Source organism: Rhodopseudomonas pseudopalustris (assembly GCF_900110435.1).
Classification (GTDB): domain Bacteria; phylum Pseudomonadota; class Alphaproteobacteria; order Rhizobiales; family Xanthobacteraceae; genus Rhodopseudomonas; species Rhodopseudomonas pseudopalustris.
The window spans coordinates 296,203-310,628 of sequence record NZ_FODT01000005.1 but is presented as its reverse complement, the minus strand read 5'-3'; the positions used below and the strand labels follow the sequence as shown (position 1 = coordinate 310,628).

Annotated in this window: 15 protein-coding genes; 4 read left to right on the top strand and 11 right to left on the bottom strand. The window is 67.0% G+C overall.

Features of this window, described 5'->3' with window-relative positions:
* Window positions 1-28: 28 nt before the first annotated feature.
* Both lexA and BMY71_RS12515 read right to left on the bottom strand, forming a co-directional pair.
* The gene (gene lexA / locus BMY71_RS12520; RefSeq protein ID WP_011503244.1) at window positions 29-736 is read right to left on the bottom strand and encodes a transcriptional repressor LexA; all 708 of its coding nucleotides are present in this window, start codon (window positions 734-736) and stop codon (window positions 29-31) included.
* A gap of 175 nt (window positions 737-911) precedes the next feature.
* Window positions 912-2,123: a molybdopterin molybdotransferase MoeA gene (locus BMY71_RS12515; RefSeq protein WP_092684087.1), complete on the bottom strand. Its 1,212-nt coding sequence runs from the start codon at window positions 2,121-2,123 to the stop codon at window positions 912-914.
* 237 nt (window positions 2,124-2,360) lie between these two features.
* On the opposite strand from BMY71_RS12515, the gene BMY71_RS12510 reads away from it, so the two are divergent.
* Window positions 2,361-2,708, top strand: coding sequence for a hypothetical protein (locus tag BMY71_RS12510; protein WP_092684085.1), 348 nt, complete (start codon window positions 2,361-2,363; stop codon window positions 2,706-2,708).
* 14 nt (window positions 2,709-2,722) lie between these two features.
* On the opposite strand, the gene BMY71_RS12505 is transcribed toward BMY71_RS12510, so the two are convergent.
* Both BMY71_RS12505 and BMY71_RS12500 read right to left on the bottom strand, forming a co-directional pair.
* Window positions 2,723-3,211 (bottom strand): acyl-CoA thioesterase, encoded by a 489-nt coding sequence (locus BMY71_RS12505; protein WP_092684084.1) that lies wholly within the window; start codon window positions 3,209-3,211, stop codon window positions 2,723-2,725.
* A gap of 32 nt (window positions 3,212-3,243) precedes the next feature.
* Window positions 3,244-3,870 carry an HAD family hydrolase gene (locus tag BMY71_RS12500; RefSeq protein WP_092684082.1) on the bottom strand — a complete coding sequence of 209 codons (627 nt, stop codon included), beginning with the start codon at window positions 3,868-3,870 and terminating at the stop codon, window positions 3,244-3,246.
* Between the two features lie 243 nt (window positions 3,871-4,113).
* On the opposite strand from BMY71_RS12500, the gene BMY71_RS12495 reads away from it, so the two are divergent.
* Window positions 4,114-4,974: an OmpA/MotB family protein gene (locus BMY71_RS12495; protein ID WP_092684080.1), complete on the top strand. Its 861-nt coding sequence runs from the start codon at window positions 4,114-4,116 to the stop codon at window positions 4,972-4,974.
* A 111-nt stretch (window positions 4,975-5,085) separates the two neighbouring features.
* Here the strand turns inward: BMY71_RS12495 and BMY71_RS12490 are convergent, their stop codons facing one another.
* Window positions 5,086-5,334, bottom strand: a complete 249-nt coding sequence (locus tag BMY71_RS12490) for a PilZ domain-containing protein (protein ID WP_011503238.1) — start codon at window positions 5,332-5,334, stop codon at window positions 5,086-5,088.
* Window positions 5,335-5,789: 455 nt separating this feature from the next.
* Window positions 5,790-6,038: a hypothetical protein gene (locus BMY71_RS25505; RefSeq protein WP_175557664.1), complete on the bottom strand. Its 249-nt coding sequence runs from the start codon at window positions 6,036-6,038 to the stop codon at window positions 5,790-5,792.
* A gap of 56 nt (window positions 6,039-6,094) precedes the next feature.
* Here BMY71_RS25505 and BMY71_RS24905 point away from each other — a divergent pair, with 56 nt between their 5' ends.
* Window positions 6,095-6,274 carry a hypothetical protein gene (locus BMY71_RS24905; RefSeq protein WP_175557663.1) on the top strand — a complete coding sequence of 60 codons (180 nt, stop codon included), beginning with the start codon at window positions 6,095-6,097 and terminating at the stop codon, window positions 6,272-6,274.
* Between the two features lie 65 nt (window positions 6,275-6,339).
* Here BMY71_RS24905 and BMY71_RS12480 read toward each other — a convergent pair whose 3' ends face one another.
* Genes BMY71_RS12480 through BMY71_RS12460 form a run of 5 tightly spaced genes read right to left on the bottom strand, consistent with a single transcriptional unit; the run spans window position 6,340 to window position 13,252 of the window.
* Entirely contained in the window at window positions 6,340-8,928 is a 2,589-nt protein-coding gene (locus tag BMY71_RS12480) for a cation-translocating P-type ATPase (RefSeq protein ID WP_092684076.1), read from the bottom strand.
* Between the two features lie 37 nt (window positions 8,929-8,965).
* Entirely contained in the window at window positions 8,966-9,478 is a 513-nt protein-coding gene (gene moaC / locus BMY71_RS12475; RefSeq protein WP_011503235.1) for a cyclic pyranopterin monophosphate synthase MoaC, read from the bottom strand.
* Window positions 9,479-9,485: 7 nt separating this feature from the next.
* A complete protein-coding gene (trpC, locus tag BMY71_RS12470; protein ID WP_092684223.1) occupies window positions 9,486-10,283 on the bottom strand; it encodes an indole-3-glycerol phosphate synthase TrpC in 798 nt (265 codons plus the stop codon).
* A gap of 11 nt (window positions 10,284-10,294) precedes the next feature.
* On the bottom strand, window positions 10,295-11,311 hold the full coding sequence (gene trpD / locus BMY71_RS12465) for an anthranilate phosphoribosyltransferase (RefSeq protein WP_092684074.1): 1,017 nt from the start codon (window positions 11,309-11,311) through the stop codon (window positions 10,295-10,297).
* A 39-nt stretch (window positions 11,312-11,350) separates the two neighbouring features.
* A complete protein-coding gene (locus BMY71_RS12460; RefSeq protein ID WP_092684072.1) occupies window positions 11,351-13,252 on the bottom strand; it encodes a peptidylprolyl isomerase in 1,902 nt (633 codons plus the stop codon).
* Between the two features lie 292 nt (window positions 13,253-13,544).
* On the opposite strand from BMY71_RS12460, the gene tpiA reads away from it, so the two are divergent.
* Window positions 13,545-14,321 carry a triose-phosphate isomerase gene (gene tpiA, locus BMY71_RS12455; protein WP_092684070.1) on the top strand — a complete coding sequence of 259 codons (777 nt, stop codon included), beginning with the start codon at window positions 13,545-13,547 and terminating at the stop codon, window positions 14,319-14,321.
* The last annotated feature ends 105 nt before the right edge of the window (window positions 14,322-14,426 follow it).

Here is a 14,426-nt window from a genome sequence, read left to right as displayed (position 1 = left end):
GCGAGCGAATGACCGCGCGGGCGTCGGCTTAGTACTTGCGATACAACCCGATCAGCTTGCCCTGAATCCGGACGCGGTTCGGCGGCAGGATGCGGACTTCGTAGGCGGCGTTGGCTGGCTCCAGCGCGATCGATGCGCCGCGGCGGCGGAAGCGCTTCAGAGTTGCTTCCTCCTCGTCGATCAGCGCCACCACGATGTCGCCGGTCTCGGCGCTCTCGTTGCGCTGGATCAGCGCCATGTCGCCGTCGAGAATGCCGGCCTCGACCATCGAATCGCCGCGCACTTCGAGCGCGTAGTGCTCGCCGGAGCCGAGCATGTCGGGCGGCACGCTGATGGTGTGGCTGCGGGTCTGCAGCGCCTCGATCGGAGTGCCGGCGGCGATCCGGCCCATCACCGGCACCGCGACATTGCGATCGGACTCGTCCTCGGCATGGGAGTGGCTCGGCGGGCGGACCTTGCCGAGGGTGCCTTCGATGACGCTCGGGGTGAAGCCGCGGCGGCCGCCGCCGGTGTTGCCGCCGAGATCAGGCAGCTTGATCACTTCGATGGCGCGGGCGCGGTTGGGCAGGCGGCGAATGAAGCCGCGCTCCTCCAGCGCCGTGATCAACCGGTGAATGCCCGACTTCGAGCGCAGGTCCAGCGCGTCCTTCATCTCGTCGAAGGAGGGCGGCACGCCGGCTTCTTTCAGCCGCTCGTTGATGAATTTCAACAGCTCGAATTGTTTGCGCGTCAGCATCTCGACCATTCCCCAGTCTGGCGACGATCGCCGCGTCGTCGTGCCGTTCGTTCATCGCGCCGAGAAAAATGGTGACAGGCGAGCGCGATTACTCGAAACAAATCATGAACGAACACTATATGTTCAGTATGTGTTCCGCAACCTCTTAATTTGAGGTCAACGAATTCGCGGATCGCTATAGCGGCAGCTTAAGGATGAGACAGGTCGCGCCCGCCGTCATCGCCGGCGCGAAAGGCGGTCGGACGATCAGGGCCTGCGCCGCGGAGAGCCGCGCCAGCAGCGACGAATCCTGACTGTCGACCGGGGTCGCCGCCCATCGCCCGTCGTCGCGCAGACGCAAATCGGCGCGCAGATAGTCCTCGCGCTGATCGTTGGCGGGAAGGTCGGCGCCGAGCAGCGCCGGCTCGCGGCGGTGCATGACCTCGCGCATTCCCGACAACGCCCGGATCAACGGCACCATGAACAGGAAGGCGCAGACGTAGGACGACACCGGATTGCCGGGCAGGCCCATCACCCGCATCGGGCCGAGCCGGCCGTGCATCATCGGCTTGCCTGGGCGCATCGCGATTTTCCAGAATGCGATCTCGGTGCCCTCGGCCTCCAGCGACTGCTTGACCAGATCATGGTCGCCGGCCGAGGCGCCGCCGGTGGTGACCAGCAGATCGGCGCCGAGTTCGCGGGCGCGCCGGATCGCGGCGGTGGTGGCGTCGACGGTGTCGGCGGCGATGCCGAGGTCGATCACTTCGGCGCCCTCGGCGCGCGCCAGCGCGCGCAGCGCGTAGCCGTTGGAATAGACGATCTGGCCGGGCGCGGGCGTGCTGCCGGGCATCACCAGCTCGTCGCCGGTGGCGAGCATCGCCACGCGTGGCCGCCGATGCACCGGCAGCGACGGGTGATTCATGCCGGCCGCCAGCGAAAGGTCACGATCGCTGAGCCGCGCGCGCGCGCGCAGCAGCACATCGCCCGCGTTGAAATCGATGCCGGCGGGCCGGATGTGGCGGCCGGGCCGCGTCGCCTCCGTGATGGTGACCCGATCGCCGTCGCGCAGCGTATCTTCCTGGATCACGACGGTGTCGGCGCCGTCGGGAATGACGCCGCCGGTGAAGATCCGCAGCGCCTGGCCGGGGCCGATGGATTGTTCCGCGGGGCGGCCGGCGGCGATCTCGCCGATTACGATCAGCTGCGCCGGCGCGGTTGCGACGTCCGCGCCGCGCACCGCATAGCCGTCCATCGCCGACATCGGCTGCGGCGGCTGGGTCCGCAGCGCTGCGAGGTCGCGCGCGAGCACCCTTCCATGCGCCTGATCCAGCGCGATCATCTCTTCAGCAAGCCCGGCGGCGCCGTCGAGCACCGCGGCCAGCGCGTCGGCAACCGGCATCAACGCCATTGGGGCGCTCCGGGACGAGGGACGGACCGATGCGGTCCGGCAAGGCTGGGGCAGCGTGTCATGATCCGGCTTTAGGTGGCTCGCGGCGGTTGCGCAAGACGCACGGCAGCGCACGCTTTCGGTGGCGTCGGGCGGTTGCGTCGCACCGGTCAAACGAAATCATTATTGTGGCCGGCGTGGAGCCGGCGCTAGGACCAATGGGTCGGACGATTCCGGCAGGGCTGGGAGAGTGCGCAGATGGATGATTTTCCGAAATGGCTGTTGCGGATCGTCGGCGTCATCGGCCTGATCGCCTTCGGCACCACCTATGCGATCCGGCACGACTGGAGCAGAGGCTGGATGCCGTCCGCCAATCCGGATTATGCGCCGCCGCCCGTGAGTATGCCTGAGATCGCCGCGCCCGCGGCGCCATCGGCTGCGCCCGCGCCCCAGGCCGGCGTCAGCGTGCAGCCATCCGCGCCTGCCGCCGCCGCACCACCGGCCGCAAGCAGCGCCCGCGCCTATGTGCCGTGCCAGCCGATCGGACGCACCGCCAGGGGCGAACTGGTCTATTCGATGGACTGCCGAATGCAGCCGGCGCAGTAACACGCGCCGCGCGGCTACGCCGGATCGGCTGCCGCCGCGCGTCCGGCTTCGTCCTCCGGCCTCACCATCACCGGCAGATAGACGGCGGCGAATTCCGGCGGCAGGCGGCGCGGGCGGCCGCTCGACATCTCGATGCAGACGAGCTGCCAGCGTCCGCGCATCACGGTGGCTCCGTCGCGCAACCGGATCAGCTGGAAGCGGCGCTCCATCAGCAGCTTGCCGTCGCTGCCATAGACCCAGGTGCCGAGCAGCAGCTCGTCGCCGAGATGGCTCGGCAGCAGATAGTCGTATTCGCCGCGGCGGATCGCCATCGCGCGGTCGATCCGCTGCCAGTCGACGAGCGACAGACCGAGCGCTTCGGAATGCGCCCAGCCGACGCTGTCGCACCAGCGCACATAAACCGAGTTGTTGGTGTGGTTCAGTCCGTCGATATCGGCAGGACCGGGCGCCATCTTCAGCGTGAACGGGTGCGGGTGGTCCCAGTCGAGGGCGGTGGCGCTCATCACTATACGTCTGCAATCGTTCGAGCGGGCGACTACAGCCCGAGTTGATCCAGCGCTCGCGCCACATCCGCGCTGGAGCGGACATGGACGGCCTGCAGCCCGCGCTTGCGCGCAGCCTCGATATTTTCGGCCAGATCGTCGAAGAACACAATGCGCGACGGCGCAACGCCGATCGCGTTCACGACGAAGTCGAAAGCCTCGGCGTTCGGCTTGCGCAGTCCGATCTGCGACGACAGGAACAGTTCCCGAAACGGCTTCAGCAAGCCGCTGTAGCGCTCCGAGAAATGCGCGATGTGCGCATCGTTGGTATTGGAGAGCGCATACAGCGGCAGACGACTCGCGGCCCGTGCCAACAGCGGCGCGATGCCCGCAATTTCGCCGACGAAGATCGCGTTCCAGCCCTCGCGCAGTTGATCGTCGCTGAGATCGAGCCGCAGCGCCGCGCGTACGGAGGCGAAGAATTCCGCGTCGGTGACGTGGCCGGTCTCATAGCGATGGAAAGTGTCGTTGCGCGCCAGCGTCGCCAGCATCGCAGAGGGATCGTTGCCGAGTTCGACCGCCCAGGCTTTGAGCGTGCGCGCGAGATCGAAGTCGATCACGACCCCGCCGAGATCGAACAGCAGTGCGTCGGCGGCCGAGGGAGCGAGAGGACTGGTCATGTAGCCTGCCTAACAGGAACGGACCGTAATGGCGAGGCGGGCAGAAGCGCATAATCGTTAAGAAACATTGTCGCCAATCGACAACCGTTTCTTCATGTGTGCTGTCTAGAACAGACGAGGTAGCGCCGCGACGCACGGATATTTCTCCGAAGGCGTGGCACGGGAAGAGATCAGCGGCGATCCGCTCATGCGCATCGACAGTGACGATAGAGACGGCTCGTCGACAGCGTTGGACTCAGGCCGATGCTGAACGGAAACGGCCGGAATCTCTCGTCCGGCAAACGGAAAAGCACCGAAGAGGCGCATCTCGGCCACGGCTGGTTCGTGACCTTCGCCGACTTGATGGCGCTCCTGGTCAGCTTCTTCGTCATGCTGGTGTCGTTCTCGACGCAGGATCTGCAAAAGCTGCAAATCGTCGCCGGCTCGATGCGCGAAGCTTTCGGCGTGCAGCAGGACTCCCGTTTCGCCGGCGTGGTCGAAACCGACGGCGTGCCGGTGCAAGGCAAGATCCGCAGCAAGACCAACGTCGCGCCCGATCAGGCCAGTAACACGCCGCATCTGGAGGAGACCGGAGGTGCGGGCAGTTCGGCGTCCAAGGCCAAGGCCGAACGTGAGTTCGCCTTGGCGTCGGCGTCGTTGCGCCAGGCGCTGCAGGACGTGCCCGAACTGGCCGAGCTCTCCAAGAACGTGGTGTTCGAGGAAACGCCGCTCGGTCTCAATCTGGAGCTTACCGATCAGGATGGCCGTCCGATGTTTCCGGAAGGCTCGGCGGTGCCGTATGAGCGCACGCGGATGCTGATCGCGCGACTCGCGGCGCCGCTGCGCGCCACCGCGCTGCGCGTCTCGATCGTCGGCCATACCGCGGCCGCGCCGGTCAACGCCGACGACGAATACGATGCCTTCGATCTGTCGACGAGCCGCGCCAACGCGGTGCGTCAGGTCCTGAAACGCGAAGGGCTGGCTACGAGCCGCATCATGTTAGTGGCCGGCAAGGGCGACGGCGAACCGCTGTTTCCAGAAGCGCCGACGCTCGCCGCCAACCGCCGGGTGACGATCAGTCTGCTGCGGGAGAACCCGCCGCTGCCGCCTAGTCTGCAGCGCTGAAAACGCGAGCTCTTCCGGTGCTGATTGAATCAGCAACGAAGTGACTTCGCTCGACAACGCGATAATTTCCAGGATCAGGCTGTCGTCCCGCCGCTTGTCTCGCGCGACATATCAGAACGATACGCCGATCCGGCGCCCGCGCTTCCAGACCATCCGGCACTTCTTCTTGGTGCCGCCGTGGAGCAGCTCGAATCTCGGCGGCAGCGTCGCGTCGGCATTCAGCTCGACGCAGGCGCCGCCGGCAGAGTAGTCCACGACAGAGCAGGGGACCACCGGCAGTTTGGGGCCGACGATCAGGCTGGCCTGGCTTGATACCAGCCCGCTCGGGCGTACGCGTGCAAATCGTCTCGGCTGGGTCATTGCAAAGTCTCGCGTTACCGAAGCTCCGCCATGATCGGCGATTCTGCGGATTGCATCGCAGACTTGTTAAATTCAGGTTTGCAGTCGGCGAAAAATACGCACCATTCCGCGCAGCCGGGCAGTCGGCCCGGGTGTGCGTTCCAGCATCCGGGCCGTTCTGTCGCTGATTGCAACTATCAGTGGTAACGGTCCTTGGTCCGACCGGATCGCGATCCGCTTCGACGTCGACGTCGACGCGACCGGCTCGGCCGAGCCGGTGCACGGATGCCCCGGACCTGAGAAATTTTCGGCAGGCCCCTTGAAAACGTTCCGGCTATTTCTAATTCTCGTTGCGTCCCGTCATGAAAGGAGTAGTTCGGGAGGATTGATATGCACTCGAGGACGATTGAATTTAGGAGACGGCCCCGCGCGATCGCGGGACCGCAAAACGCGGTCACGGTCCACGACCATCCCGATCAGGTGCTGCGCGACGACGCGCTCTGCGCCGCGGAAAAGCGGGCCATCCTCTCCTCATGGGCGTCCGACGCCAACGCGGTCGAGCACCAGCCGTGGCTGCGGTCGTTGCCGGGCTCCGGCCGGACCGTGCCGCTGGCGTCGATCCTGGCGGCCTTGCGCAGGCTCGACGACGACGACGATCCGCCGCCGAAGGGCGGGGCCGCGATCAGGCTGTCCGGTTTCAGCCGGGGCACTGATGGCGACGTCACGTTCGAGCGATTTCGGCCAATGGGGAGGAAGTATTATGGTCTGGGGAAACGACAGATTGACGTTCGATCCCGCGCGCTGCCCGGTCTGCGGCGCGACCATGCAACTCGCGAGGGTCGAGCCGCGGCCGGTCGGACGTAGCTTCGAGTTCGAGCGTCACATCTATCGATGCGTCGACTGCGACAACACCAGCCGGTTTGTCATCGACCGCTATGCCGACGCGCGAATCTCGGCATAGCGGCGGCGCGATCTTCTCCGAAAACCGCGGGCCACTTTTCGGGATCATGCTCGAACAAGCGGCGATCAGCCTCGAGACTGTACTTGGACGGGGCGCTGCGACGCGGCGCTTCCGATCCGGCCGCGCCATAGCGGCTTGATCAGTTCGAGGATGATCAGCGGCGCGGCCGCGGCGAGGGCGGTCAGACCGAGATCCTCCCACGACAGCGGTCCGAACTTGAACAGATCGCGCAGCCACGGCCAGGCGAGGCTGAGGCCGAGCACGCCCGCAACGATCAGCAACACGACCGCGAGCATCGGGTTCGGCCGACGCAGCGCCGTCAGGATCGAGGTGCTGAACGAGCGGTTGACGAAGATCAGGCCGACGAAGTTCAGCACCAGCGCGAAGAAGGTCAAGGCGCGCAGCTCGGTTTCCGGCATCGCATGGGACTGGCCGATCACGAACACGCCGGCGACGACCGCGAACACCAGCAGCCCCTGCACCAGACCCCAACCGATCAGCGCACCGGTGAACAGCGGCTGGTCGGGATCGCGCGGCGGCCGTCGCATCACGTCGTCCTCGGCGGTCTCGGCCTCGAACACGATCGAGCACACCGGATCGATGATCATCTCCAGGAATGCGATGTGGATCGGGCCGAGCAGGATCGGCAGGCCGAACAGCAGCGGCAGCAAAGCGAGGCCCGCGATCGGGACATGCACGGCGAAGATGAAACCCATCGCCTTGACGAGATTGTCGTAGATCCGCCGGCCGAGCCGGATCGCCTTGACGATCGACGCGAAGTCGTCGTCGAGCAGCACGATCGAGGAGGCCTCGCGCGCGACGTCGGTGCCGCGGCCGCCCATCGCGATGCCGATATGCGCCGACTTCAGCGACGGCGCGTCGTTGACGCCGTCGCCGGTCATCGCGACGACTTCGCCGTCGGCTTTCAGCGCCGCGACGATGCGCAGCTTCTGCTCCGGCATGATCCGCGCGAACACGGTGGCGTCGCGCAGCCGCTGCGCCAATGCGGCGTCGTCGAGCTGCGCAATCTCGTCGCCGCTGACGACGGTGTCGGCCGCGATGCCGGCCTGGCGCGCGATCGCCTGTGCGGTCGCCGGATAGTCGCCGGTGATCATCACCACCCGGATGCCGGCGGTGCGGCAATCGGCGACCGCAGCCGGTACCGCCTCGCGCAGCGGATCAGCCAGGCCGACGAGGCCGACAAACTTGAAACGGAAGCCGAGCTGGGTCTCGGGCCAGTCCTCGTCGGGATGGGCGGCGCGGGCGACGCCGAGCACGCGCAGGCCATCGGCGGCCATCGCATCGACGATGCCTGACAATCGGCCGCGTTCGGCGTCGTCGAGGCCGCATATCCGCGCGATCGCTTCCGGCGCACCCTTGGCGGCGACAATGAAATCGCCCGGATCGTCGTGATCGCGCCAGACCTGGGTCATCGCCAGCAGATCGCGGCGCAGGCCGTAGGAATGCACCATGCTGCGTACGCCGCTGCGGTCGGGGAGGTGATCGGCGGAGAGTCGATGCAATGCGCGGTCCATCGGATCGAACGGGTCGGGCGCGGAGGCGAGCAGGCCGGTCTCGAGCAGCAAACCGAACGCGTCGGGCAGATCGCCGACCTCGCGCGGCCGGAACGCCGCGCCGGATGCGAGCCGCAATTCGGCGACCGACATCCTGTTCTCGGTCAGCGTGCCGGTCTTGTCGGTGCACAGCACGGTCGCCGAGCCGAGCGCCTCGATCGCGGCGGCGCGGCGGGTCAGCACGCGGGCCTGCGAGATTCGCCATGCGCCCATCGCCATGAACACCGCGAGCACGACGGGGAATTCCTCGGGCAGCATCGACATGCCGACGGTGATGCCGGCGAGCACCGCGTCGAGCCAGCTTCCGCGCAGCAGGCCGTACAGCACGACGACCAGCAGACTGAACGCGCCGCCGACCACAGCGAACACCCGCACCAGCTTGCGCGTCTGCGTCTGCAACCGCGGCGGTTCGGCCTCCAGCGTGCCGAGCGCCTGGCCGATCTTGCCGATCTCGCTGCGCGGTCCGGTGGCGATCACCTCGGCGATGCCGCCGCCGCGCACCACCAGCGAGCCGGAATAGACGGTGGGTTGATCGTCGCCGCCGGGACGGCCCTGCGGTGCGGCGTTGGCTTCGTCGCGCGCGATCTTGCGCACCGGCACGGATTCGCCGGTCAGCAGCGACTCGTCGGCCTGGATGTCGTCGGCCTGCAGCAGCACGGCGTCGGCGGCGACGCGGTCGCCTTCCGACAGCACCATCAGATCGCCCCGCACCACTTCGCGTCCGGCGATGCGCTGGCGCTCGCCGTCGCGGATCACCAGCGCGCGCGGGCTGGTGAGGTCGCGCAGCGCTTCCAGCACGCGTTCGGTGCGGCTCTCCTGCACCACGGTGATCACCACCGAGAGGCTGGCGAACACCAACAGGATCAGAGCTTCCTTGAGGTCGCCGAGCGCGAGATAGACCACGCCGCCGCCGAGCAGCAGCGCCAGCATCGGTTCGCGCAAGACCTCGAACACGATCCGGAACAGCGTGCGCCGGTCGGGACTCGGCAGTTCGTTGGGGCCTTCGTTGGTCAGCCGCTCGATGGCCTCGGCTTGGCTGAGGCCGGTCAGCGGGGTGGGGCGCGATGGGACTGTCGACATTGGCGTGGTCTGACTCCCGACTACCGCCAATGCTATCCTATTTGGACCTCGCGTCTGCGACGTAATGCCCCGACTTGCCGCCGGTTTTCGCAATCAGATGGATCGCCTCGATCCGCACGCCGCGTTCGACGGCCTTGATCATGTCGTAGATCGTCAGGCAGGCGACCGACACCGCGGTCAGCGCTTCCATTTCGACGCCGGTCGGTCCTGTGACCTTGACGGTGGCGCGGACGATGCAGCCGGGCAGCTTCTTGTCGGGCGTGATGTCGACCGTCACCTTCGACAGCGCCAGCGGATGGCACAGCGGGATCAGCTCCGAGGTGCGCTTGGCCGCCATGATGCCGGCGATCCTTGCGGTGCCGAGCACGTCGCCCTTTTGGGCGTCGCCGTTCAGGATCAGATCGAGCGTGGCCTTCTTCATCACCACGCGGCCTTCGGCGACCGCGACGCGTTCGGTCGCGGGCTTCTCGGAGACGTCCACCATCCGCGCCTCGCCGCTGGCGCCGATATGGGTGAGGGCGGGCGGGGCCGCCTTTGCTGTCTTCGCCATGAGATCGTCAGGCCGCGCGGGCGAGCAGCGTGCGGGTGGCGGCGGCGACGTCCTGCTGGCGCATCAGGCTTTCGCCGACCAGGAAGGTCGACATCCCGACCCGTGCCAGCCGCGCCAGATCGTCGGGCGTGAAGATGCCGCTCTCGCCGACCATCAGCCGGTCCGAGGGGATCAGCGGCGCCAGCGCCTCGCTGGTCGCGAGCGTGACCTCGAAAGTGCGCAGATTGCGATTGTTGACCCCGATCATGGGGGAGCGCAGCGCGAGCGCGCGGTCGAGTTCGGCATGGTTATGGACTTCGAGCAGCACGTCCATGCCGAGATCCAGCGCGGCGTCCTCGATGTCCCTGGCCTCGGAATCGTCGAGCGCGGCCATGATGATCAGGATGCAATCGGCGCCATGGGCGCGGGCTTCGACCACCTGATAGGTGTCGTACATGAAGTCCTTGCGCAGCGCCGGCAGCGACACCGCCGCGCGCGCCGCGACCAGATAATCGAGATGGCCCTGGAATGACGGCGTATCGGTCAGCACCGACAGACAAGCCGCGCCGCCTTGCTGGTAGGCTTTCGCCAACGCCGGCGGATCGAAATCGGGGCGGATCAGCCCCTTCGACGGCGACGCCTTCTTGATCTCGGCGATCAGCGCGTAGTCGCCATCCGCGAGCCTGGCGCGCAATGCGCTGACGAAGCCGCGCGGCGGCGGCGCGGCGCGCGCGTCGGCCTGCAACGCGGCGAGCGGACGCTCGCGCTTGGCGGCGGCGATCTCCTCGCGCTTATAGGCCTCGATCTTGTTCAGGATGTCCGACACCCGATGCTCCTTCACGCGGCCGCGGTAACCGCGATCAGCCGCCGCAGCCGGCCTTCGGCCGCGCCGCTGTCGATCGATTTGGCGCCGAGCGCGACGCCTTCTTTCAGGTCCTTCGCCTTGCCGGCCACGACCAGCGCCGCCGCGGCGTTGAGCAGGGCGACGTCGCGATAGGGGCTGGGCATGCCTTCCAGCACCGAACGCAGCGCCACCGCGTTGGCTTCGGCGTCGCCGCCGCGCAGCGCCTCCGCATGGGCGCGCGGCAGGCCGGCTTGATCCGGAGTGACTTCGAAGGTTCTGATCTCGCCGTTCTTCAGTTCGGCGACCGCCGTCGGGCCGGACAGTGTGATCTCGTCGAGCCCGTCGGAGCCGTGAACCACCCAGATCGACTCCGAGCCGAGATTCTTCAGCACCTGCGCCAAAGGCTGCACCCATTGCCGCGAGAACACGCCGATCATCTGGCGTTTGACCCCGGCGGGGTTGGACAGCGGCCCGAGCAGATTGAAGATGGTGCGGGTGGCGAGTTCGACGCGGGTCGGGCCGACGTTCTTCATCGCCGGATGATGCGTCGGCGCGAACATGAAGCCGATGCCCGCCTCCGTCACGCAGCGCCCGACATGTTCGGGGGTGATGTCGATCCTGACGCCGAGCGCATTCAGCACATCGGCGGCGCCGGACTTCGACGACAGCGCGCGGTTGCCGTGCTTGGCGACCGGGACGCCGCAGCCGGCGACGATGAACGAGGCGCAGGTCGAGACATTGACCGAGCCGGAGCCGTCGCCGCCGGTGCCGACGATGTCGACCGCGTCGGCCGGCGCATCGACCGTCAGCATCTTGGCGCGCATCGTCGACACCGCGCCGGTGATCTCGTCGACGGTCTCGCCGCGGACCCGCAGGCCCATCAGCAGCGCGCCCATCTGCGACGGCGTCGCGTCGCCCGACATCATGCCGTCGAACGCGCTCGCCGCTTCGTCCCGAGTCAGCGTGGCGCCGGTCGCGACCTTTGCGATAATTGCCTTGAAATCAATCATTGTCCGCCATCGGCGACCTGACTCCGGCTCACGCCGTCGTCAATTGGTCGCCGCCCCCGTCGCCTGCGCTACCGCCTGCTGGTTGATCTTGGTGCCGATATCCCGCTCGAGCCAAGCGATATATTCGCCGACCTGTTCGTCGTTCATCCGCTGCAGCAAAGCGTCCTTCAGCTTCTTCGCATCGTCGGAGGCGAGATCGACGGGCGGCACCGTGACGTCGGTGACGCGATAGACGAACCACTCATTGCCGTTGCCGCCCGGGCTCTGGCCGACTCCGTCCTTCGCCGTGCGGAACACCGCCTCGACCACCGTGGCCGGTACGCCCGGCGTCGCGCCCTCGCGCTTCAACCCGGACGCCGTCTCGACCTTGACGCCTTGCGGCGCGACCTCGGCGAGCTTGCCATTGGCGCCGAGCTTCTGCACCAGTTCGGCGGCCATGGTCCGCAGCCGGCTCGTGACCTGTTCGGTGCGCCAGCGCGCCTCGACCTGATCCTTGACCTCGGCGAGGCTGCGCTCGCGCGACGGCGTCACGCCGAGCACGTCGAACCAGACATAGCCGTTCTGATAGTTGATCTGCTCGGTGTCGACGCCGACATCGCTGTTGAACGCCGAGGTGGCGAGTTCGAGACCCTGCGGGATGTCCTTCACCGGCTGACCATCCGGGCCGCGGCCGGAGCGGTCGACCGCCTCGATGGTCACCGCGTTGAGGCCGAGCATCTTGGACGCCTCGATGACGTTGGCACCGCCGGCGCGGGCGTCTTCCATCTTATCGTGCTGGGCCATCACCTGGGCGCGGGCGCGCTCCAGCGCGACGTCGCGCTTGATCGTCGGCGCCACGCTTTCATAGCTCGGTTGCACGCCGGGCTCGATCTTGGCGACCTTGACCAGCGCGGTGCCGAACGCGCCCGGGATCGGCTGGCTGACCTCGTTGAGCGGCAGTGCGAACGCGACTTTCGCCACCGCCGGATCGAGCATCTCGGCCTTGCCGACCAGACCGAGTTCAACGTCCGCCGGTTTCAGCCCGCGCTGATTGGTGATGTCCTCGAACGAGGCGCCTTCGGTGATCCTGGCGCGCGCCGCCTGCGCCTCCTCGGCATTCGGGAAGACGATCTGCAAGACCTGGCGCTTCTCCGGCGTCGACAGTTTGTCCTTGCGCTCGTCGAACAGTTTTCGCGCGTCCGCGTCGGACACGTCGGTCCATTTGGCGATCGACTCCGGCGTCAGCGCGACGAATGCGACCTTGCGATATTCGGGCGCGCGGAATTGCGCCTTGTGATCCTCGTAGAACGCCGCGAGCGCTTCAGCGGAGGGCGGCTCGATCGTTCCGACCTGGGCATCGGTCAGCTTCAGATAGTCGATCGCGCGCTGCTCGTTCTGGAACTGGCTCGCGACCAGCAGCATCGTGTTCGACGGCGCGAGGCCGGCCGTGATGGTGCCGGCGATCTGTCGCCGCAGCGCGACCTTGCGCTGCTCGGCGATGTAACGCTGCTCGGTGAAGCCGAACTGGCGGATCACCTGCTGAAAGCGGCCTGGATCGAATGCGCCATTGGTGCCTTTGAAACTCGGATCGTTGAGGATGCTGCGCATCGTCTCGTCGTCGGACTGGCCGAGCTGGAGCCTTCGCGCGTCCTCGTCGAGCGCCGCTTCCGCGATGACCTGCTGCAGCACCTGGCGATCGATGCCGAAGGCGCGCGCCTGGTCCGGGGTCAGCGGCCGGCCGAACTGGCGGCCGATCTGCTGCAGACGGTCGTTGTAGGTCTGCCGGAATTGTTCGGTGGAAATCTCGGTGCCGCCGATCTGGGCGAGCGTCGACCGGCCGAACCCGCGGAAGATGTCGGCAATGCCCCAGACCGCGAAGCTGATGATCAGCACGCCCATCACGATGATCATGACGGTCTTGCCGAACCAGTTGGATGAGGCGTTGCGTATTCCTCGAAGCATGGAGTCACTTTTGGCAGGAGGGAACCGGCCGCGCTGAAGCGCGCGGAGGCGCAAATTAGCGTCGCCAGCTTGAAAATCCATCATAAAGTGGCGGTGCCAGCGTCGCAACCGGAAGCGGCGCCGCAGTCGAGCTGTTGCCGCCGCATTGCAAGGCAGTCTCGAAGGTAACTTTCGAAGGCGGCTCGTAAGGCGGCTCTTTGGTCGCAGTCGGACGCTGTATGATCACGCGCCCTTGAGCATCGCAAACGGCTCTGCTAGCGGGATTGTGCAACCCCATAACGTGAGAGTGTCCATGCCGGTCCCCGCCGTTCGTTCGCTGATTGCCGGAAACTGGAAGATGAACGGCCTCAAGGCCGCGTCGTCGGAGTTCGACGCCATGCTGGAGGGCGCGACCGAGCTGTCATCGGGGATCGATCTGCTGGTGTGCCCGCCGGCAACGCTGATCGCCGCGTTTGCCGACAGGCTTGCCGCCGCCAACGAGAAGGGCGCGCTTGCGGTCGCGATCGGCGCCCAGGATTGCCATGCCAACGCCACCGGCGCCCATACCGGCGACATCTCGGCCGAGATGCTGGCCGACGCCGGCGCCCGCGCGATCATCGTCGGTCATTCCGAGCGCCGCGCCGATCACGGCGAGACCGACGCGATCGTCCGCACCAAGGCGCAGGCGGCGTGGCGGGCCGGGCTGGTCGCTATCGTCTGCGTCGGCGAGACCCAGGGCGAACGCAACGCCGGGCACACTCTGGACGTTGTCGCCGGCCAGCTCGCCGGCTCGCTGCCCGATGGCGCCACCGCCGCCAATCTGGTGGTGGCCTATGAGCCGGTCTGGGCGATCGGCACCGGCATGACCCCGACCGCGGCTGATGTCGAGGAAGTTCATGGCTTTATTCGCCAGACTCTGACGCAGCGCTTTAACGCCGAAGGCGACCAGATGCGGTTGCTGTATGGCGGCTCGGTGAAGCCCTCGAATGCCCGCGAACTGATGTCAGTCCCGCATGTCAACGGCGCGCTGGTCGGCGGCGCCAGCCTGAAGGCGTCGGACTTCCTTGCGATTGCCGCCGGGTGTCCCTAACTGAGTGACGCGACGCGCATATCCGTCGCGGTTTGGAAGCCGTCCGGGGGTGACAATGCCCCCATCGATCGTGTAGACACCGCGCGACTTCGTTTATCCCGCAAG

What these genes read in the sequence shown, in the direction of transcription:
- BMY71_RS12495 (WP_092684080.1), top strand. Translation starts at nt 4,114, where the DNA reads ATGCTGAACGGAAACGGCCGGAATCTCTCGTCCGGCAAACGGAAAAGC.
- BMY71_RS12460 (WP_092684072.1), bottom strand. Translation starts at nt 13,252, where the DNA reads ATGCTTCGAGGAATACGCAACGCCTCATCCAACTGGTTCGGCAAGACC.
- trpD (WP_092684074.1), bottom strand. Translation starts at nt 11,311, where the DNA reads ATGATTGATTTCAAGGCAATTATCGCAAAGGTCGCGACCGGCGCCACG.
- tpiA (WP_092684070.1), top strand. Translation starts at nt 13,545, where the DNA reads ATGCCGGTCCCCGCCGTTCGTTCGCTGATTGCCGGAAACTGGAAGATG.
- BMY71_RS12480 (WP_092684076.1), bottom strand. Translation starts at nt 8,928, where the DNA reads ATGTCGACAGTCCCATCGCGCCCCACCCCGCTGACCGGCCTCAGCCAA.
- BMY71_RS12515 (WP_092684087.1), bottom strand. Translation starts at nt 2,123, where the DNA reads ATGGCGTTGATGCCGGTTGCCGACGCGCTGGCCGCGGTGCTCGACGGC.
- moaC (WP_011503235.1), bottom strand. Translation starts at nt 9,478, where the DNA reads ATGGCGAAGACAGCAAAGGCGGCCCCGCCCGCCCTCACCCATATCGGC.
- BMY71_RS12500 (WP_092684082.1), bottom strand. Translation starts at nt 3,870, where the DNA reads ATGACCAGTCCTCTCGCTCCCTCGGCCGCCGACGCACTGCTGTTCGAT.
- BMY71_RS12490 (WP_011503238.1), bottom strand. Translation starts at nt 5,334, where the DNA reads ATGACCCAGCCGAGACGATTTGCACGCGTACGCCCGAGCGGGCTGGTA.
- BMY71_RS12510 (WP_092684085.1), top strand. Translation starts at nt 2,361, where the DNA reads ATGGATGATTTTCCGAAATGGCTGTTGCGGATCGTCGGCGTCATCGGC.
- BMY71_RS12505 (WP_092684084.1), bottom strand. Translation starts at nt 3,211, where the DNA reads ATGAGCGCCACCGCCCTCGACTGGGACCACCCGCACCCGTTCACGCTG.
- lexA (WP_011503244.1), bottom strand. Translation starts at nt 736, where the DNA reads ATGCTGACGCGCAAACAATTCGAGCTGTTGAAATTCATCAACGAGCGG.